The organism is Synechococcus sp. KORDI-52 (assembly GCF_000737595.1).
In the GTDB taxonomy this organism is placed as follows: domain Bacteria; phylum Cyanobacteriota; class Cyanobacteriia; order PCC-6307; family Cyanobiaceae; genus Parasynechococcus.
Genome location: NZ_CP006271.1, coordinates 212,550 through 232,398 on the forward strand (window position 1 = coordinate 212,550; position 19,849 = coordinate 232,398).

Below are 19,849 nucleotides of genomic sequence, written 5' to 3' on the forward strand. Positions count from 1 at the left end.
TTGCAGTCCTTCCGCAGCGGTTGGTGTGCTGATCATTGAAGTCACCAACTCCAGAGATGTTGTTCGTCAGCGCATCGGCCGACTGGGTGAGCGGCTGATCGGACGGGTGGTGGATGCGGAGGCTCAGGTTGAAAAAGCGCTGATTCAGGAACTGGAAACCGCTTTCAAGGAATTCGGCATCGAAGCAAGGATCGTGTCTGTTCAGGGCCCGCAGCTCGTGGGTCGTGAACAGCTGGAACTCCCCATCCAGGTGCGTGAAGAGCGTGATGTGCGTCTCAGCGAGGCCTGAATCGACCCACCACCAACTGCGTGAGCTCACGCACCTCCGGCACCTTGAGTTGAGCGCCGATGGTGCCGAACAGCACCAGGCCCAGCAGGCCAGGGGCAGAAACCTGCAGCAGCAGACCCACCAGTCCTGAAGGCCAGGTCACCAAAGCCACGAGGATCTTGACGACCCCGGCGGCCAGCACACCGGCGATGGCCAGCCGCAACAGATCAAGCCCCCAACGCCGCAGAGGAAGCCCTGAAATCCGTTGCTGAAGACCAACCAACAGGGCAAGACAGGTGAGCAGATTGATGGCAACCGTGGCGAGCACCAACCCGGGTGCGCCGAAATTGAACGGCGACTGATCCCCCCACGGGGTCGGACCACCCACAAGCAACCAATCAAAAATCACGTTCAGACCGATCCCCGCCAGCGAGAACCGAAAGGGCGTCGTCCCATCGCCGAGGGCATAAAAGACACGCACCAGCACATCCCGGCCGAGATACGCCGGCATGCCCAGGCCATAGGCCATCAGCAAGCCCGTCACCAACTGGACGGCTGACGCATCGAAGGCACCACGCTCATAGACCAGGGCAACAATGGGACCGCCCAAGGCGATGAACAGTCCCCCCAGGGGAATCATCGATGCAGCAGACAGCATCAACCCCTGCCGGATCCGTTCGATCAGCTGCGGTCGATCCGCCGGGGCCGTGAGCCTGGCGAAGGTGGGCAGCAAGGGCACCAGCAATGCATTCGAGATCAGGCCCAGGGGCGTCTGCACCAGCAAATTGGCGTAGCCCAGACCCGCCGCCGCACCGACGATGCCGGAGGCGAAAAACAGATCCGTGAACACATTGATCTGCAGCATTCCGGACGACAGCGTCGCCGGCCCCATCACACGCCACACCTCGCGCACGCCGGGATGCCGCCAGTCCCAGACCAGCTGAAAACGGGCCAACCCCTGCCGTATCAACGCCGGCAGCTGGATCAGCCACTGCAGCAGGGCTCCCACCAACGTGGCCAAGGCCAGCACCACACCGCCTGTCATGGCGGCGGACGGCAAGGCGATCTCAGCACCGAGCTGCCACCACAGCAGTCCCACCCCCAGAATCAAGGCTCCGCTGGACATCAGCGGTGAAATCGCCGGAATCCAGAATTCATCAGCAGCGTTGAGGGATCCGAAGCCCAACCCAATCAGCCCGGCCAGCAATGCCATCGGTGCCATCACCTGCAGCTGAACCCGAGCGATGGCGTGGAGCTCGGGGGACAGACCCGGCCCCACCAGGGTGATCAAAGGATCCGCCGCAACCACCAGAACGACCGTCACCAGCAGCAACAGAGCGCTGACGCTGGTGTTGAGCGCCGCAAGGATGTGTGCTCCTTCGACCCGTGGTCGCCGGCTCAGCACACTCACCATGGCGCTGTGGAAGGGGCCATTGATCCCGCCGAGCAGGATCAGCAGAAATCCAGGCAGCACATAGGCGTAGTTGTAAGCGTCATAGGCCGCACCAACACCGAAAGCGGCGGCAATCACCAGCTGCCGAACCAGGCCACCCACCTTGCTCAGCAGGGTGCCGAGGGTCACCACCAGTGCGATCCCCTTCAGTGAACGCGCCATTCGCCCCCCAGCACTGGGCGCATTGTGGAGGCACCACACGAGACCATGGGCCCATCTCGGCTGCTGCCATGACTGGCCTTCCCTCTCCGGGCGATCCCCTGCTGCGCTTCGAAACCCTGACGGAGGGCGTGCTGCTGAAGCGCTACAAACGCTTCCTGGCCGATGTGGAGCTGAGCAGCGGCGAGACCGTCACCGCCCACTGCGCCAACACCGGGCCGATGACCGGAGTCTTGATCCCTGGCCAACGGGTGCGTCTGCGCCACGCCCCCTCCCCCAAACGCAAACTGGCCTGGACCTGGGAGCAAGCCGAAGTGCCAGGCGCCGATGGCCAGCCCTGCTGGGTCGGCATCAACACGGCCCTGCCAAACCGCCTGATTCGCGCCACGGTCGAAGCAGGGTGCCTGGAGGCCCAACTCGGCGCCATTGCGGGGATCCGCGCCGAGGTGGCCTACGGCACGAACAAGCGCAGCCGGATCGACCTCCTGCTGAGCCCGGCCGAGCAGAACCCCGATCAACGACCGATCTACCTGGAGGTGAAGAACACCACCTGGACCGACGGCAGCACGGCCCTGTTCCCCGACACGGTCACCGAACGGGGGCAGAAGCATCTGATTGAACTGATGGGTGTGCTTCCGGAGGCGCGGGCGGTGTTGGTGCCCTGTCTCAGCCGCCCGGATGTGGAGGGCTTTGCTCCCGGCGACAGCGCTGATCCGCGCTACGGAGAGCTGTTCCGCCAAGCCACCGGCAGCGGTGTGGAGGTTCTGCCGTGCTGTTTCAGCTTCAGCGCCGATGCGGTGCACTGGCAGGGGACCCGGCCCCTCCATTGAGATTGAGTTTTGGTAGCAGATCGAACAAGAAAGTGCGCCATCGCAAGGCACCGTGGGAATGTTCATCTGGAAACAAGTCCAGATGCCTCACGCAGCTCTGCACCCTCGTTCATGACAACTGCATTCCAAGCGCCACCGCAAAGGCGGCGCAAAACACTTCAGGAGGCAAGCCTCCTGGAAGGCCCGATGTTGCTCCTGAAGAGCATCCGGGGCTTCAGTTCCAACCGTGCCATGACCTGGCTCGCCTGTGCGCCCCTGGCGCTGATGGGCCTTGGCATTTTTACGCTGTCGGCCAAAGCCGAAGAGCTGCCTGAGCTCTCCGCCGCTTTTCTGGCCAACAACCTCTGGCTTCTGGTCGCCACCATCCTGGTGATCTTCATGAACGCCGGCTTCGCCATGGTCGAAGCAGGCATGTGCCGGCAAAAGAATGCCGTCAATATCCTCGCCAAGAACCTGTTCGTGTTCGCCCTTGCGGTGACCGCCTACTGGTTCGTTGGCTATTCCTTCATGTACGGAAGTTCCGTCATCGACGGCTGGCTGTACTTCGCGGGCTTCTTCTTCGATCCGACCGTCACCGCTGAAACCATCAGCGATGCAGGTCTGGTTCCCACCGTTGATTTCCTGTTCCAGGCAGCCTTCGCCGGAACCGCCGCCACGATCGTTTCCGGTCTTGTGGCTGAGCGGATCAAGTTCGGCGAGTTCGTGATCTTCGCCCTGGTGCTCACCGCAGTCATCTACCCGATTGCCGGCAGCTGGGAATGGAACGGTGGCTGGCTCAACAGCGTTGGCAGCGTCGAATTCATCGACTTTGCTGGTTCCTCGATCGTCCACTCCGTTGGAGCCTGGGCCGGGCTCGTCGGCGCCATGTTGCTCGGACCCCGCATCGGCAAATATGTCGACGGCAAGGTTCAGGCCATCCCTGGCCACAACATGTCCATCGCCACCCTCGGCGCTCTGATCCTCTGGATCGGCTGGTACGGCTTCAACCCCGGCTCCCAGCTGGCCATGGACCAGTGGGTTCCCTATGTGGCCGTCACCACCACGCTCGGAGCTGCCGGCGGTGCCATCGGCGCCACGGTGCTCTCCACGATCACCTCCAAGAAGCCTGACCTCACCATGATCATCAACGGCATCCTGGCCGGCCTGGTGAGCGTGACCGCCGGTTGCGGCAACCTCACCCTGACGGGCTCCTGGGTGGCTGGTCTGGTGGGCGGCATCATCGTCGTCTTCTCTGTCGCGGCTCTTGATGCCGCAGGAATCGACGACCCCGTCGGTGCCTTCTCCGTGCACGGTGTGTGCGGCGTTTGGGGCACGATCGTCATCGGCCTGTGGGGCTTCGACATCCAGGGTGATGGCTCCGGCCTCGGCCTGCTTGTTGGCGGCGGCGTTGATCAGCTCGGCATCCAGGCCCTGGGTGCTGGTGCCTACGCCATCTGGACCGTGGTGACCTGCTACATCGCCTGGCAGATCATCGGCGCCCTCTTCGGAGGCATCCGCGTCACCGAACAGGAGGAGACCGAAGGTCTGGACATCGGCGAACACGGCATGGAGGCCTACGCCGGTTTCTCCACGATCAACAACTGATTGGCTTCAGGCATCATTCGTTGATCCCAAGCCCGGCCGATTGGCCGGGCTTTTTTACTGCCTGACGCGCCGCTTCAGGCCACATAGAGTTCCCCCACTCCAGCGCCCTCCATGGACACCCACGCCTTCAAGCGCTCCCTCCACCATTCCGAGCGTTACAACCGCAGAGGCTTCGGGCGCGCCGAGGAAGTGGCAGAAAGCCTTGAGCAGGCCTACCAGAGTGGACTGATCGGCACGATTCGGGATAACGGCTACCGGCTGGAACACGGCCGGCTCAACGTTCGTCTTGCGGAAGCGTTTGGGTTCTGCTGGGGCGTTGAACGGGCCGTGGCGATGGCCTACGAAACCCGCAAGCACTACCCCAGCGAGCGTCTCTGGATCACGAACGAGATCATTCACAACCCTTCGGTGAATGATCACCTCAGAGAGATGAATGTTCAGTTCATTCCCGTCGACCAGGGGGTGAAGGACTTCTCCGGTGTCACCTCCGGTGATGTGGTGATCCTGCCGGCCTTCGGCGCCACCGTTCAGGAAATGCAGTTGCTGAACGAGCGGGGCTGCCACATCGTCGACACCACCTGCCCCTGGGTCTCCAAGGTGTGGAACACCGTGGAGAAACACAAAAAGCACACCTTCACCTCGATCATTCACGGCAAGGTGAAACACGAGGAGACGCTGGCCACCAGCTCCTTTGCCGGCACCTATCTGGTGGTTCTGGATCTGGACGAAGCCCAATACGTCGCCGATTACATCCTCGGCCGAGGGAACCGTGATGACTTCATCAAACGCTTTGCCAAGGCCTGCTCCCCGGGATTTGATCCTGATCAGGACCTTGAACGGCTGGGTGTGGCCAACCAGACCACGATGCTCAAAAGCGAGACGGAAGAGATCGGACGCCTGTTCGAACGCACGATGTTGAGCAAGTACGGTCCAACCCAGCTCAACGACCACTTCCTGGCCTTCAACACCATCTGCGACGCCACCCAGGAGCGTCAGGACGCCATGTTCTCCCTGGTGGATGAACCCCTGGACCTGATGGTGGTGATCGGTGGTTTCAACTCATCCAACACCACCCACCTGCAGGAGATCGCCATCAGCCGCGGCATCCGCTCCTTCCACATCGACACGCCCGAACGCATTGACGTCGGCAACAATTCGATCGAACACAAACCACTGGCGGCCGAACTCTCTCGCGAGGGCGATTTCCTGCCAGAGGGCCCCGTTCGGGTGGGAATCACCTCCGGCGCTTCAACCCCCGACAGGGCCGTGGAAGAGGTGATCGAAAAACTGATGCAATTGAGCGAAAGCTGAATCACAGCGAGCTTTACATTGGTTCATCTTTAATCCGCCCTTCGCCGGCTGCTCCTCATCCGTGACGGTCTTGTCGCCCACTGAAACCGACAATCAGCTTCACGGTGACGACCCGCAGGTGCGCTGCTACTCCAGCCACTTCGAGGATTCAATGCAGATGCTGGCGCCCCAGGCGGTGGTGGCCCGCTACCTGGATGACCATCAGAGCTGGTTTGAACGTTGCGCCAGCCCGATGCAGGTGGAGGCCATCGATCGCCAGTCCTACAGCCTGACCCTGGGGCGCTTCGGCAACTTCGGCTTTGAAGTGGAGCCCACGATCGCTCTGCGACTGCTGCCGAAGCAGAAAGGGATCTACCGGATCGAAACCGTTCGGACGGTGCCGCAGTCCCTCGCCCTGCGCAATCACTACGACGTCGACTTCCGCGCTGGGATGCGCCTGATCCCGGAGCAGGAGAACACCTCCGTGGAGTGGGACCTGGATCTCAAGGTCTGGATCCGTCTTCCCAAAGTGATCACCATGCTCCCGAATCAGTTGGTCCAGAGCAGTGGGGATCATCTGCTTAAGCAGATCGTCCGTCAGATTTCACGTCGGCTGACCTGGAAGGTCCAGGAGGATTTCCATGCCGCCCATGGCCTGTGCTGCCCACCCCGTCAGCGGGCAGCCTTCTGAAGGATCGTCAGCGGTTGGTCCAGATCTTGTTGACAATCTCCATGCCGCTGACAGCCTGCCAGAGGAACAGTGTGAGCATGCCCATGTTCAGGCCGACATGAGCTTTGCGCGCAATCACATTGCCCCGCTGCATCAGGGGTGAGAGCGACGCGGCGACGGCGATCATCCCGGTCATCGCCAGACCCACCAGCAGGTGCGGACCGACGAACAACTTGCCATTGTTCAGATAGGTGACCGCCATGCCACCAAGCGTGCCGAGGGTCATCACGGCCAGCAGGATGCTGCCCCAGAGGTAATGGCGCTGGGCGAACTTTTTCGGCACCAGCTCTTTGCGTTGTTCTGGGGTGCCGGTGCGGGTTTTCTTGACCTTGATCCCCAGGTAAAGAGCCCAACCACCAACGGCGAGCAGGCCCCACTCGGTTAGGGGGTGGGCGAAATTGAGGCTGAAGGGGAGGGTGGCGAGCATTGAGGGGGACTCTTCAGTGCCGCGAGGCTAGGGGGCCGGCGGCCCCCACCAGCGTCAGTGCAGAAAATGGCGGCGGCCCGTGAGCTGCATCGCCAGGCCGAGCTCGTCGCAGGCTTTGATCGAATCGCCATCGCGCATGCTCCCGCCGGGATGAATCACGGCGGTGATGCCGTGGCTGGCAGCCAGACGCACCGTGTCATCAAACGGGAAGAAGCCATCACTGGCCAGCACGGCCCCCTGGGCTTTCTCACCCGCAGCCTCCAGGGCAATCCGCGCTGAGCCCACGCGATTCATCTGACCAGCACCCACGCCGAGGCTCTGGCCATCCTTGGCCACAACGATGGCGTTGGAGCGAACGTGACGCACCAAACGCCAGGCAAATTCCAGATCCAGCTTTTCCTGCGGTGCGGGCGGGCGCTGGCTGGCCACGCTCCAGTCGGCCGGCGTGATCGCCTGGTCGTCGAGATCCTGAACAAGAACACCACCCAGGATGCTGCGCACATGATCGGGGCCGGCCAGATCAATGGCCTGGGGAGCCAGCTCCAACAGGCGCAGATTGGCTTTGGCCGCTAGCACCTCCCGCGCCTCGGGCGTGAAGCCCGGTGCCACGACACATTCCAGGAACAGGCTGGTGAGCTCACGGGCCGCCGTGGCTTCCACCACACCGTTCATGGCGATGATGCCGCCGAAGGCACTCACCCGATCCGCATCCAGGGCCCGCGTCAGTGCTGCAGGCAGCGAGGCTCCGATCGCCACACCACAGGGATTGGTGTGCTTGACGACCACGGCCGCGGGTTGCAACGCCGGAGCGGAGCCGTCGGCTCCGTAGCCGAACTCCCGCACCGTGGCGAGGGCTGCCTCGAGATCCAGAAGGTTGTTGGTGCTCAGCTCCTTGCCCTGCAGCTGAATGGCGCCACCCCAACCCTGTTTGGGGTGGCTGAACCAGCGCGCTTTTTGGTGGGGATTTTCGCCGTAGCGAAGGGTCTGCCGCAGCGGCACCGCCTCCAACCAGGGGCTGTCGTCCGCGGCGTTTTGCTCCGCCATCCAGCGGCTGATCGCGGTGTCGTACGACGCGGTGTGCTGGAACGCTTCGAGGGCCAGTTGACGCCGCAACTCCGGAGGCACGCTCCCGCCCGACTCGGTCATGGCGGTCAACAGACGGTCGTATTGATCAGGGCTGGTGAGAACAGCCACATCGGCATGGTTTTTAGCGGCCGCCCGCACCATGGCGGGGCCACCAATGTCGATGTTCTCGATCGCCTGATCCCAGCTGACGTCGGGCCGTGCAATCGTTTCGCGGAAGGGATAAAGGTTGACCACCACCACATCGATGGGGGAAATGTTCTGCTGCCCAAGATCAGCCTGGTGGGACGCGTCACTGCGCTTGGCCAGAATTCCGCCGTGCACCCTTGGGTGGAGCGTTTTCACACGACCGCCAAGAATTTCGGGGGCACCGGTGTGCTCCGACACACGGGTCACTGGAAGGCCGGCCTGCTCGAGCACCTTGGCCGTGCCTCCACTGGAAAGCAACTGATAGCCGTGGGTCCGATGCAGGGCCTCCGCCAGGGGCACCAGCCCGGACTTGTCGGAAACACTCAACAGAGCGACAGGAGCCATCGAAGGGTCGTGACTGGGTCGTGAGCCAACCTACGCAGCAGTGATGTTGATGCCCCATGGATGGCCGGCTGGTGCTGCTCCACGGCTGGGGAGCCAATGGAGAGGATCTCAAGCCCCTGGGCGATCGCCTGGCTGGTGAGAGCTCAAAAACCCTCGATGTGGTGTGCCTAGAGGCCCCTGAACGCCATCCCGACCAACCGGAAGGACGCCAGTGGTATGGCCTGTTCCCAGCCCAGTGGGATGCCGTGCCCGCGGCCATTGAGCGCCTCAAGGCCCAACTTCAGAGCCTGAGCAGCTCAGACCTTGGACTCGAACGAACGGTGGTGTTCGGCTTTTCCCAGGGAGGTGCCATGGCTCTGGAGGGGGGCTGCGCCCTGCCCATCGCCGGAGTGATCAGTTGCAGCGGCTACCCGCACCCCAACTGGGCTCGTCCCCAGCAACATCCGGCAGTGTTGTTGATGCATGGGTCTGACGACCCCGTGGTTCCGTTCCAGGCCATGCAAGCGATCGCATCACAGCTGCAGGCCGAGAGATGCCAGACGATCCCATTCAAAAACGGCCACACCATCCCCGACGAGATGGTGCAGCCGATCCTGCTGTTTATCGAGCGTGTTCTGGAGAACGTCTGATCAAACGAAGGCGTATTCGTATTCCTCCATTTCCTCCCAATCATCAGCGCCAAGCTCAAGGCCCTCAAAGAGCTTGTCTTCACCGATGGAATCAACAATCGTGCGCAGTGACGGGAAGAGGAAATGGTTCTCCTCGGCGTATTGAGCACTAAATAGACCCTTCTCACCCCAGAAGAAGCGGTCGGTGGTGTGCTCATTGCGACGCACATGCAACAGAGCCGGAGGCACCAGTCCGCCCTCGGCGATGTAGCGCCGCGCGGCCGTCACAGGCTTGTACTCGCCGGTTTCCAGGTGATGGGTTGGCACATGCGCCAAAACCCGCTGACCTGCCAGACGACGACGGCTGATGCGCTTGCGCTTCTTGGACATGGAAGGGCTCCAAATAGAGAAGAGGAAAGAGGTGATTCGTCAGACCAGACAGACTCCGCATCGGCGAAAAACCATCACCACGGAATCGTCAAAAAACGTCTGAGTGGTAATTCCAGACGTGAGAGACCGCGTCAAAGCGATTGAGGACTCCCCACAATCACTGGCAGAACACCAACACCCAAGCGGGAACCAGCGGAGGACACTGCAGCCTCTGCTGTAGCTTTGGTCGCAAAGCAAATGCAACCGTTGTGAGAGCTGGCGGACGTCTGTTCACAACGAACAGCGCCTCGGTCGATATCAGGATCTTAAGACTTTTCCCAGATTTTTCAAGTCCCCCGGGCGCAGGCTTGCGTCATCGCCTGAATTGATCGGCCGTCTGATGCAGCTCACCGATCGATTCCTCGACTTCAGTGATCAACAGCTGGCTGATCTGACCGCCCAGGAAGGCATTCAGCACTTGGGGCTGTACGTCAGTTCACCACCCAATCAGCCAGGCCCGCCCTTGCTGCTCCTCCGGCAGTGGTCTGCCAATGAACGCTCTCTTCCCCCTGCCGACGCCGACCCGAACCTGCGCCTGCCGCACCAGAATCGGCGCTGGTATCCCCTGCAGGATGCAGGACTGATCCTGGGGGCCCTGCGCGCCGACCTGGATCCGCAACGAAGCTGGACGCTGGCCCTGGACCAACGGATGCGGCGCAGCGCCGCCGCGATCAGCCACGCCCTCGGGCGAGATCTGGAATGCCTGCAACTCCGCCAGGAACTCAACCAAAACAACGATCAACTGCGCACCCTCGTTCACCAGTTGCGCAATCCACTGGCGGCCCTGCGCACCTACGCCCAGCTGCTGCTGCGGCGCCTCGAAGCCGACAGCTCCCACCGTTCTCTCGTGGAGGGGATGCTCTCGGAGCAACGCCAACTCGGCCAGTACATCGATGTGCTCGATGGGCTCGGGCAGCACCGTCTCCCCCAGCAGGAACCCCTTGGTCCCACCCTTCTGCCCCCCGGGCCAGCCAACGGCACGGCGACCATGCAAACCCTGCTGCTGCCCCTGCTGGAGCGGGCAGAAGCGACGGCAAGCCTGCAGGGCCGCCCCTGGCAGGGGCCGCAGCAATGGCCCCAGTGGATTGATCAGCCGGCCCAGGACGGAACGATCGCAGAAATCGTCGCCAACCTTCTTGAAAATGCATTTCGCTACAGCCCAGCGGGTTGCACCGTGGGCCTTTGCCTGTTGCCTGATGGGCTCTGCGTCTGGGACAACGGGCCGCCGATCCCCCTGGAGGAGCGCGATCTGATTTTCGAACGGGGAGCGCGAGGGTCCACCGGACAAGAGCGGGCGGGCACCGGCCTTGGTCTCGCCCTTGCACGCTCCCTGGCGGAGCAGCAGGGCCGCAAGCTCAAGCTCTGCGTGGAGCCTTCCACGATCGCTCCGGATCTGCCCGCTCTGGGCAATGCGTTCGTGCTCAGCTGGCTGGCAGGAGCAAGGCCAAACCCAGCAACGTGATCATCTCGGTGAGCACAAGAACCGCTCCATAGCTGTCGCCGGTGTGCCCCCCCAGGCGTCGCCCGAGGCTCTGGGCCACCAGGATCGCCACCACGCCCCCCAGGAGAAGGGGCAGGAGTGCCACCCAACCTGCCAACAGAACCACCACCAGCGAGGCGGGCAAGGCATCCCAGAACGGCCTGGCATGGTCGCGATGAAAGGCGGCGGTTCCATCGGCCCGGAGGTAGTCGAAACGCGCCATGGCCCAGAGCGGCCCCACCCGGGCCCAGAAGGCCGCCAGACAGAGCCCCAGAGGGGCCTGCCCCCCCAGCTGGATCAAGGCCGCAACCTGCACGAGCAGCACCATCACAAGAGCCAGCACGCCACTGGCGCCCACCCGACTGTCCTTCATCGCCTCCAGCCGCCGCTCCGCTGGCGCCCCGAGGCCATCCGCCGTGTCGATCAAGCCGTCGTGGTGCAACCCGCCACTGAGTTGGATGCCAAGGGCCACCACGCAGGGAGCACAGGCAGCCGGAGGCCAACCGAGCCTGGAGAGACCGATCCAGAGCAGCCCCTGTAACGCACCGATCAGCAGTCCCATCCAGGGAGCGAAACGGGCAATGCGCTGAAACGAGGGCTGCGGCCAGGGCCATGCCGGCAGCACTGTGTAAAAGATCCAGGCTCCCGCCAGATCAGACAGCCAGGGCGGAACGATCCGGGGAATGGCGAGATGGATGCAATCGGCCCTCACCGTAGGGTCATTGCAGGGGCGGATCAGTCGTGTTCGGCTTCGAGATCAACGCGCATTGCGCCAACACATCAGCACGCTGCGGCACCTTTGAGACTCCGCACGGGCCGGTGCACACACCCCGCTTCATGCCGGTGGGAACCCTGGCCACCGTCAAGGGCGTCAGCACGGAGCAACTGGGGCGCACGGGAGCCCAGATGGTGCTTTCGAACACGTACCACCTGCATCTGCAACCGGGGGAGGAGATCGTGGCGGCGGCCGGTGGGCTGCACCGGTTCATGGGCTGGAACGGCCCGATACTCACCGACTCCGGCGGCTTTCAAGTGTTCAGCCTGGGGGACCTGAACAAGATCGATGACCGTGGCGTGGTGTTCCGGAACCCCCGCGATGGACGCACCATCGACATGACCCCGGAACATGCCACCCAAATCCAGATGGCCCTCGGGGCGGATGTGGCTATGGCCTTCGACCAATGCCCGCCCTATCCGGCGACTGAGAACGACGTGATCGATGCCTGTCGCCGTACCCATAGCTGGCTCGAGCGCTGCGTCACGGCCCACACCCGCGAAGATCAGGCGTTGTTCGGCATCGTTCAGGGCGGTTGTTTCCCGCATCTGCGGCGGGAGAGTGCCATGGCCGTCGCCTCCTTTGATCTGCCGGGCATCGCCGTGGGTGGCGTCAGCGTCGGCGAGCCCGCCGAGGAGATGCATCGCATCGTGCGGGATGTCACGCCGCTGCTTCCCACGCAGAAACCGCGCTACCTGATGGGCATCGGCACCCTGCGCGAGATGGCGATTGCCGTGGCCAACGGCATTGACCTGTTCGACTGCGTCTTGCCCACGCGACTCGGCCGTCATGGCACCGCCCTCGTGGGCGGCGAACGCTGGAATCTGCGCAATGCCCGCTTTCGCCACGACCACACCCCCCTGGATCCGAGCTGTTCCTGTGTGGCCTGCACCGGTCACACCCGGGCCTACCTGCATCACCTGATTCGCAGCGAGGAGCTGCTGGGCCTCACCTTGCTGAGCATTCACAACATCACCCAGCTCGTGCGTTTCACCTCGGCCATGGCACAGGCCATTCGCGACGGCTGTTTTTCAGAGGATTTCGCTCCCTGGGAGCCAGACTCACCAGCCCATCACACGTGGTAGCGTCCAGCCCAACGCCTTTTTGATACAAGGGATGGCCGCCTTCACCCTCGACCTGCTGGCACAGCTGCCCGAGGCCTATCAGGCCTTCTCTCCGCTGATCGACATTCTTCCGTTGATCCCCGTCTTCTTCCTGCTGCTGGCCTTTGTCTGGCAGGCCTCTGTGGGCTTCCGCTGAAGCCTCAGCCATACCGAAGAACCTTCACAGCAAACGCTGGCAGCGACAGCATGCGACGCCAGCGTGATGGTTCCTGAATGAGCCGATACAACCACTCAAGCTGCATCCGGCACATCCAGCCGGGGGCACGTTTTGTGGTGCCGGCCCAGACGTCAAAACTGCCGCCGACACCCATCCACAGTCCTGGCTGACCGAACGCCACGCGTTCCGACCAGGTTTCCTGGCGCGGCACCCCCAGGGCCACGAGAACGAGATCCGGCTTCAAGGTCTTGAGCTGAGCCTCAACGCCCGGCCAAGCTTCGGGCGCTTGATAACCATCCACAGCGAGCGCCAGGTTGAGCCCGGCGATCCGTTGGGGTAACTCCGCACGCAGCGTTGCCATTACCTCAGGTGATGCGCCCACCAGCGCCACACGCCAACGGTGGACCGCGGCATATTCCAGCAGCGTCCAGGCCAGTTCAATCCCGGCCGTTTTGACAACCCGGATGTTCTGACGTCCGAGAGCCCAGACCACACCAGCTCCATCGGGGATCACCAGATCAGCCGTTGCGATCGCCTGGCCCAGGGAAGCATCCGCCCGGGCGGACATGGTCATCTCAGCGTTGAGGGTGACGATGCGTCCGCCGCCTTGGGCATGCAGACCGAGGGCTGCAGCACAGACATCACGACAGGCATCCACCGGAACGCCGAGCACCTGGCAGCGGTGATGGTCATCGGGGGCGGTGCTGACAGAGTCCATGGCCGTGGGGCTGCGTTGGAGAATTTAGGAGTGGTGATGCATGAGGGCATGGTTGTGACGACGACGGAACCCCTTCCGCAGAACCACGCCACAAGCCTTCAGCGCCTGGATCAATCCATCCAACGGGTGGTTATCGATCGGCAGGACCCGATCAGCGGCCTGCTCCCCGCCAGCACCGCCCACACCATCCATGGCGACTACGGGGATGCCTGGGTGCGGGACTGCGTCTATTCGGTGCAGTGCGTTTGGGGGCTGGCCCTGGCCCACCGCCGCCAGCAGGGGCAGAACAGCCGGCGCTCCTGGGAGCTGGAGCAGCGGGTGGTGGCCCTCATGCGGGGCCTGATGCGCTCGATGATGCGGCAAGCCGGGAAGGTGGAGCGCTTCAAGCAGAGCCTCAATCCCCTCGACGCACTCCACGCCAAGTACGACAGCTGCACCGGCGAACCGGTGGTGGCAGATGACGCCTGGGGCCATCTCCAACTGGATGCCACCTCGTTGTTCCTGCTGCAGCTGGCGCAGTTGACCAAGGGCGGTTGCGCCGTGGTGCAAAGCCGTGACGAAGTGGATTTCCTTCAGAACCTGGTGCACTACATCGCCCGGGCCTACCGCACCCCCGACTACGGAATCTGGGAACGGGGAGACAAAGGCAACCATGGCCTGCCGGAGCGCAATGCGAGCTCGATCGGCATGGCCAAAGCCGCCCTGGAAGCACTCGATGGGCTTGACCTCTACGGCCCCCATGGCGATGGCGGCTCCATCCTGCTGATTCCCCAGGGGGCCATCGTGCGCCTCCGTCGCGCTCTGGAAGGGCTTCTGCCACGGGAATCCGCCAGCAAGGAAGCCGACAGCGCCTGCCTGTCGGTGATTGGTTATCCGGCCTGGGCCGTGGAAGATGCCGCCCTGGTGGAGCGCACCGGCCGCCGGATTCGACGGGAACTCGCTGGGGCCTACGGCTACAAACGCTTCCTGCGGGATGGTCACCAGACGGCGGTGGAAGACGTCAACCGCCTGCACTACGAACCGGAGGAGCTCGCCGCCTTTGAAGGGATCGAGTCGGAGTGGCCGTTGTTTCTGGCCTTCGAACTGGTCACCGCATGCTGCGAAGGACGCTGGGATGATGCCCGGCGCCTGCACAGCCAGCTCAAGACGCTGGCTGTTGAAGAAGACGGCGAACGTCTCTACCCCGAGCTGTATCAGGTCCCGGCCAGCTCGGTCCAGCAGGAACGGCTTCATCCAGGCAGCCAGGAGCGGGTGGCCAACACCAACCTGCCGCTGATCTGGACCCAGAGCCTGGTGTGGCTCGGAGAAATGCTGCTCGACGATCTGATCCGTCCCGAGGACATCGACCCCTGTGGCCGCAGGGAGCCGCAGCCGCTCGGCGCCGACACCGTTCTTGTGGCGATGGCTGCGGAGACGGATGCCGTGCGCCAGGCGCTGCTGGCTGCAGAGGTGCCGATCGATCCAACCGCGGTGATTGCCGTGCAGTCGTCCGACGAGCTGAAGCAACGGCTGAAAGCCGCCGGCACCAATCCGCGGCTTGAGCTCACTGGGCGCCCCGGCCACCGGGTGGAAACCGAGGACACGGCTCGGGTCTACCGCCAGGACGGCGCCATCAGTGTGTTCACCCCATCCGTGCTGGAAGACCGCAGCAGCTATCTGGCCGATGACCCGGAGGAGCTGCTGGAGACCGTTGTGGACGAGCTGCATCTGCTGCAACGGCACTGGCGTGGCGTCGGACGTCCCCTTCTGGTCATCCCCATTCGCGACGCGGCCCTCCAGCAGCATCGCGACGTCATACTCAAACTGGCCCGACAACTCGGCAGCGGCGTCATTGAACGCATCCCCGTCCGCTTGGGCTGCCTCAGTGAACTGGTGGATCAGGCGCAGAAAGTGCAGCTGCCGCCGCTCCAGCAAAAGCCGGTGCCACGATCGGAGCCACCCCAGCACCTTCTGCGCGACGCCACCGATCTACGGGATCTGACCGCCGCAGAGGAGCAGGAGCTGGATGACACCCCGATCGAACAGTTGAGCCAGCGCCTCTGGAACAGTGCACTCCTGCATGAACAGGCCGAAGTGCTCGAGTTGCTGCAACGGCGTCTCGGCCCCCAGGGGATTCAACGCAGCCCCGAGGGCCATCCAGTGGCCCTGCGCACCCTGCTTGAGGAGGTGTATCAACGGGGCTTGCGTTGTGAAGACTGGAATGTGGTGCGGCGTTGTGCCGGCGCCATGGGGATGGTGCATCCCCAGCTGGAGGATGCCCTGACCGACCTTCTCGTCCGCCAGAAACAGGTGGTGGTGGGGCGCAATTACACCGGCGACTCCCGGCTCCGCCAACCGATGGACAGTGCCGCCATCGCCGAACGGATTGAAACCACCAGCGGGATCGACGGCCGTGAGCGCATGCTCGAGCAGGAGCTCCTGCTCGCCCTCGACAGCGTGGCGCGGCGGGAGCCAGCCCTGCTCAAGGGCAGCCTGACCCTGCAGCTGGGGCAGCTGATGCTGCTGCTGACATCGGAGCTGGCCGTGGAGAAGATGCTCAGTCAGGACGAAGCCTTTGAAGCCCTCTGCGGCGAAGCACCCCACGCCATCCGCAAGCGGTTGCGCGCCGTTCTTGGGGATGTGGAGCATGCCAGGGCCGCCCTACAACGCGGCGAACAGCTGCATGTCAGCGGCCGGGTGAAGTGGTCAGTACCCGACCCATTGGAGGAGACCCCGGGGGGTGGGGACTGGCTTCAACACCGCATCCGCCTGGGCTCCTTCCAAAAAGTTCCCCGCGATTTCTATGCAGGAATCTGGTCGTTGCTGCAGCACTGCCGCGGCCTGGTGATCGGCGACAAGCTGGAACGGCGCAATCGCCTCAACAGCCGCCTCATTCTCGAGAAAACAGCGGGGGAGCGCAATTTCGCGGCCCAGGTCGACCATCTGCTCAGTCGGATCAAGGCACCGGAATACCGCCAACTCTGCAGCGAATGTCTGCTCTCGTTGATGGCCTTCGTCGAAGCCAATCCGGAGGTGCGTTTCGAGGATGACCTGGCCCTGGATGTGGTGATCGGCCATGCCGTGCGGGTGGGCTGGCAACAGAGCCATCCCTCGCTTCGACCGGAGAGCTACCCCCATCACAAAGCCCAGGCCTGGGGGCAGTTCTATCAATCCTCACCTGGTGATTGCCGTCGCTGGCAGGTCACGGCCTTAAGGGAGCTGGCCGAACAGCAAGGGCTGTTCTGATCCCAGCAACCGCTTGTCTGATCCCAACCAAGCCCGTCAGATGGGTGCCAGCAAGGGTGCGCCGCTATCCGGATGCTCGACCGCCTGCTCGATCAGATCCGCCAGCTTGAGGGCACGCGAGGCCTGAAGACCATCCACAGCGGGGGTTTCCCGGCCGCGCACACACTGAAGGAAGTGCTCAAGCTCGGCATAGAGCGGCTCAATCGAGGTGGTGCTCACCTCCTCGATGAAGCCGTCATTGCGATACAGCAGCTCACCGTGATCAGCGGAGTACCACTCGTGGGCGCGGCGGTGGATGTGCAGGGTGTGGTTAAGGAAGTCTGTCTCCACCAGACTCGATCGGCAGTGGGCGCTGAGACTGCGGATCTTGCGGTGGCTCATCTTGCTGGCGGTGAGGCTGGCCACAACACCGTTCTCGAAACCCAGCGTGGCATTGACGTAATCGATCGGCCCCTCGGCACTGCGACCGCCGGCAGCTGCAAGCCGCACCACCGGTGCCTTGGCCAGCTCCAGAACAAGGTCGATGTCGTGGATCATCAGATCCAGCACCACAGAAACGTCATTGGCCCGATCGGAATGGGGGCTGTGGCGACGCCCCTCGAGGACCACCACCTCCTCATTGGCCACCACCTTGATGAGCTCACGGAAGGCGGGGTTGAACCGCTCAATGTGACCCACCTGCAGGAGTCGACCCGCTGCTGTCGCGGCCTCGATCAGTGCGGTGGCCTCGTCCTGATTCGCCGCAATCGGCTTCTCAATCAGAACATGCACACCCGCACGGAGGCAGGCCAGACCGACGGGGTGGTGCAGCAGGGTGGGAACCGCGATGCAGACGGCCTCCACCTCAGAGAGCATGGCGTTGTAGTCGGCAAAGCAGCGGCAGCCGAATTGTTCGGTGGCGAGCTGTCCGCGATCGGCATCGGGGTCCGCAACGCCCACCAGATCGGCATCTCGAAGCAGGCTGAGCACCCTGGCGTGATGCCATCCCATGTTGCCGATGCCGATCACCCCGACCTTCACTGGGACCATGGGGTCGGGAGACATCAGCACGGGCGGTTGGTTGGGGGAAGACTATCGGCCTTCATTCGGATTGATCCTCTGAACTGGGGAGAACGAGCCGGACCCGCTCAATCCGCGGCCCCGCCATGGCCTTGATTTCGAACTGCAGGCCGTTGAAATGCAGAGCCTCTCCTGCGGATGGAATGTGCTGAAGCCGCTCCAGCAGGAAACCGGCCAGGGTGTGATGGTCATCGGCTTCCGGCAGGTTGAGGTCAAGTTGCCGGTTCAGCTCGAAGATCTCCAGATCGCCCGCCATCAACCAGGCACCTGGGGTGTCCTTCTCCTCGAGCAGATCCGGTTCATCGGACTCCGTGGGGTCCTCATCGCCAACGATTTCTCCGGTGAGATCCGCTGCGGTCACCAGCCCCTCCGTACCGCCGTGCTCATCCACCACCAGCAGCAGGGGCTGTCCGCTGCGGATCATTGGCAGCAGCTCCGCCAGGGTGCAGGTCTCCAGCACGGGCACCGCAGGCTGGAGGTAGGGCTCAAGCAACGAATCAGCCTGGAGCTCCCCCCTGGCGATCGGTTCGGCCATGTGGCGGAGATCCAGCACGCCGCGCACGTCATCCAGCGACTGGCCGATCACCGGGAAGCGGGCGTGACGGGTGTGATGCACGGCTTCCATCATTTCGGCGAAACGAACCGTGGCCGGCAGCGTGACCATCCCGGAGCGCGGCACCATCACCTCCCTCACCTGGGTGTCCCTCAAAGCGAACACACCTTCAAGGATGTTTTTCTCATCGGGGAACAACCCCGTGACCCGACCGGATTCCACCAGGGTTTCCAGCTCCCCGGCTGAAAGGGCTGGCACCAACACATCCCACTGGGGAGCCAGGCCAAGCAGACGCATCAGCAGACCCGCCAGCGCCTCGAGCAGGTTGAGCAGTGGAGCCAGACAACGCATCACCACCTCGAGCAGCGGCACCAGCCGGAGCGCCGACGATTCAGGACGGTTCAGCACCCAGGCCTTGGGCAGCAGACCCGCCAACAACGTGGCCATCAGCACGATGCTGAGGAACAGCGCCGTGTCGCGCCAAGCCACACCCACAGACCCATCCACCCAGAGCCGCTCTCCCAGGCCACGGCCAGCCCAGCCCAAAGCCACCAAGGCGAGGGTGGCACCCAGCTGGCTGACCAGGAGCGCTCGCCGCAAACGCCGCTGCAGCCGCTGAATGGAACGGGCTCCAGCTTGCTGTTCCTCCACCAACACTTCGACGCGGCTGGGACGAAGCCGCAACAGCGCCACCTCTGCAGCCGCGAAGAAGGCCGGCAGAGCCAGCAGAACAGCGAGCAGAAGGAGCCGCATCAACAGAGGAACATGGGGGTCGCGAGGATCGAACTCGCCTTAGGCGAATTATGAGTTCGCTGCATTCACCAGATTGCTAGACCCCCTTGAGGAGAGTGTTACCACAAGGGAGTCACGTCGGGGAAGTCATTCGACACGGGTGGATCCAGCATGGGCTCGTAGGCATCGATGGCGACCACACTTCCATCGAATCCGCTGGGGATATCCATGGTGCGCAACGGCATCGGCGGGCTCTGTGCCTCAAGCAGCGCTCCCGCCGTGTTCTGGAGTGCGGAGCCATCCCAGACCAGGGTCTGGTCCGGAAAGCCCAGCCCCATCAACCGATTCCCCTCGATGCCTCCAACGGCAATCCCCAGAAGATCGGTGAGTTGATGCAGGGGGTCGACGCCCCGGGCCATGGGTGAGGTCCAGGTGAACAAGCGACGGTTGATCAGCTCACTGGTGGTCTCCGTGGGCTGGCACACCGTCACTTCAACGGAGGCTGAACCCGAGCCCGGCGGAGGTGCTTCAACGCTGGTCGTGCAGACCAGCGGGCCCGCCAGCACCGATGGGCCGGCGAACAGGAACAAGCCCGAGCGAAAGAACGACCGCAGCAGCACTGGATGAAACA

Annotated in this window: 19 protein-coding genes and 1 tRNA gene; 10 read left to right on the plus strand and 10 right to left on the minus strand. The window is 63.3% G+C overall.

The window, feature by feature from the left end:
• Positions 1-25: 25 nt before the first annotated feature.
• The gene (locus KR52_RS01190; protein ID WP_038551449.1) at positions 26-289 is read left to right on the plus strand and encodes a hypothetical protein; all 264 of its coding nucleotides are present in this window, start codon (positions 26-28) and stop codon (positions 287-289) included.
• Here the strand turns inward: KR52_RS01190 and murJ are convergent.
• The gene (gene murJ, locus KR52_RS01195; RefSeq protein WP_038551452.1) at positions 276-1,883 is read right to left on the minus strand and encodes a murein biosynthesis integral membrane protein MurJ; all 1,608 of its coding nucleotides are present in this window, start codon (positions 1,881-1,883) and stop codon (positions 276-278) included. The genes KR52_RS01190 and murJ overlap by 14 nt on opposite strands.
• Before the next feature lie 68 nt (positions 1,884-1,951).
• Here murJ and sfsA point away from each other — a divergent pair, with 68 nt between their 5' ends.
• From sfsA to KR52_RS01215, 4 genes are all read left to right on the plus strand, one after another.
• The gene (gene sfsA / locus KR52_RS01200) at positions 1,952-2,710 is read left to right on the plus strand and encodes a DNA/RNA nuclease SfsA (protein ID WP_038551454.1); all 759 of its coding nucleotides are present in this window, start codon (positions 1,952-1,954) and stop codon (positions 2,708-2,710) included.
• 111 nt (positions 2,711-2,821) lie between these two features.
• Positions 2,822-4,294, plus strand: a complete 1,473-nt coding sequence (locus tag KR52_RS01205) for an ammonium transporter (RefSeq protein ID WP_038551457.1) — start codon at positions 2,822-2,824, stop codon at positions 4,292-4,294.
• A gap of 111 nt (positions 4,295-4,405) precedes the next feature.
• Positions 4,406-5,605 (plus strand): 4-hydroxy-3-methylbut-2-enyl diphosphate reductase, encoded by a 1,200-nt coding sequence (locus KR52_RS01210; protein WP_038551460.1) that lies wholly within the window; start codon positions 4,406-4,408, stop codon positions 5,603-5,605.
• Positions 5,606-5,666: 61 nt separating this feature from the next.
• Positions 5,667-6,275 (plus strand): DUF1997 domain-containing protein, encoded by a 609-nt coding sequence (locus KR52_RS01215; RefSeq protein WP_038551463.1) that lies wholly within the window; start codon positions 5,667-5,669, stop codon positions 6,273-6,275.
• Positions 6,276-6,282: 7 nt separating this feature from the next.
• Here KR52_RS01215 and KR52_RS01220 read toward each other — a convergent pair whose 3' ends face one another.
• Both KR52_RS01220 and purH read right to left on the minus strand, forming a co-directional pair.
• Positions 6,283-6,741, minus strand: a complete 459-nt coding sequence (locus tag KR52_RS01220; protein WP_038551466.1) for a DUF4079 domain-containing protein — start codon at positions 6,739-6,741, stop codon at positions 6,283-6,285.
• 54 nt (positions 6,742-6,795) lie between these two features.
• On the minus strand, positions 6,796-8,358 hold the full coding sequence (gene purH / locus KR52_RS01225) for a bifunctional phosphoribosylaminoimidazolecarboxamide formyltransferase/IMP cyclohydrolase (RefSeq protein WP_038551469.1): 1,563 nt from the start codon (positions 8,356-8,358) through the stop codon (positions 6,796-6,798).
• 56 nt (positions 8,359-8,414) lie between these two features.
• Between purH and KR52_RS01230 the strand changes: the two genes are divergently transcribed.
• A complete protein-coding gene (locus tag KR52_RS01230; protein WP_038551472.1) occupies positions 8,415-8,987 on the plus strand; it encodes an alpha/beta hydrolase in 573 nt (190 codons plus the stop codon).
• Here KR52_RS01230 and KR52_RS01235 read toward each other — a convergent pair whose 3' ends face one another.
• Entirely contained in the window at positions 8,988-9,356 is a 369-nt protein-coding gene (locus KR52_RS01235) for a DUF3155 domain-containing protein (RefSeq protein ID WP_038551473.1), read from the minus strand.
• A gap of 379 nt (positions 9,357-9,735) precedes the next feature.
• Between KR52_RS01235 and KR52_RS01240 the strand changes: the two genes are divergently transcribed.
• On the plus strand, positions 9,736-10,857 hold the full coding sequence (locus KR52_RS01240; protein WP_038556672.1) for a sensor histidine kinase KdpD: 1,122 nt from the start codon (positions 9,736-9,738) through the stop codon (positions 10,855-10,857).
• On the opposite strand, the gene cobS is transcribed toward KR52_RS01240, so the two are convergent.
• Positions 10,817-11,587, minus strand: a complete 771-nt coding sequence (cobS, locus tag KR52_RS01245; protein WP_038551476.1) for an adenosylcobinamide-GDP ribazoletransferase — start codon at positions 11,585-11,587, stop codon at positions 10,817-10,819. The genes KR52_RS01240 and cobS overlap by 41 nt on opposite strands.
• A 29-nt stretch (positions 11,588-11,616) precedes the next feature.
• On the opposite strand from cobS, the gene tgt reads away from it, so the two are divergent.
• Positions 11,617-12,735, plus strand: a complete 1,119-nt coding sequence (gene tgt / locus KR52_RS01250) for a tRNA guanosine(34) transglycosylase Tgt (protein WP_038551480.1) — start codon at positions 11,617-11,619, stop codon at positions 12,733-12,735.
• 31 nt (positions 12,736-12,766) lie between these two features.
• Positions 12,767-12,910 carry a photosystem II reaction center protein K gene (locus KR52_RS01255; RefSeq protein ID WP_025362038.1) on the plus strand — a complete coding sequence of 48 codons (144 nt, stop codon included), beginning with the start codon at positions 12,767-12,769 and terminating at the stop codon, positions 12,908-12,910.
• Between the two features lie 4 nt (positions 12,911-12,914).
• Here KR52_RS01255 and KR52_RS01260 read toward each other — a convergent pair whose 3' ends face one another.
• Entirely contained in the window at positions 12,915-13,649 is a 735-nt protein-coding gene (locus KR52_RS01260) for a WecB/TagA/CpsF family glycosyltransferase (RefSeq protein ID WP_038551483.1), read from the minus strand.
• Positions 13,650-13,697: 48 nt separating this feature from the next.
• On the opposite strand from KR52_RS01260, the gene KR52_RS01265 reads away from it, so the two are divergent.
• Positions 13,698-16,874, plus strand: coding sequence for a glycoside hydrolase family 15 protein (locus KR52_RS01265; protein WP_038551486.1), 3,177 nt, complete (start codon positions 13,698-13,700; stop codon positions 16,872-16,874).
• Between the two features lie 36 nt (positions 16,875-16,910).
• Here KR52_RS01265 and KR52_RS01270 read toward each other — a convergent pair whose 3' ends face one another.
• The 4 genes from KR52_RS01270 to KR52_RS01280 form a co-directional block, all read right to left on the minus strand.
• Positions 16,911-17,918, minus strand: coding sequence for a Gfo/Idh/MocA family protein (locus KR52_RS01270; protein WP_038556673.1), 1,008 nt, complete (start codon positions 17,916-17,918; stop codon positions 16,911-16,913).
• A gap of 37 nt (positions 17,919-17,955) precedes the next feature.
• A complete protein-coding gene (locus KR52_RS01275) occupies positions 17,956-19,239 on the minus strand; it encodes a hemolysin family protein (RefSeq protein ID WP_038551489.1) in 1,284 nt (427 codons plus the stop codon).
• Between the two features lie 13 nt (positions 19,240-19,252).
• Positions 19,253-19,325: transfer RNA gene (locus KR52_RS14010), tRNA-Ile, on the minus strand.
• A gap of 12 nt (positions 19,326-19,337) precedes the next feature.
• On the minus strand, positions 19,338-19,838 hold the full coding sequence (locus KR52_RS01280; protein WP_253912428.1) for a hypothetical protein: 501 nt from the start codon (positions 19,836-19,838) through the stop codon (positions 19,338-19,340).
• Positions 19,839-19,849: the final 11 nt, after the last annotated feature.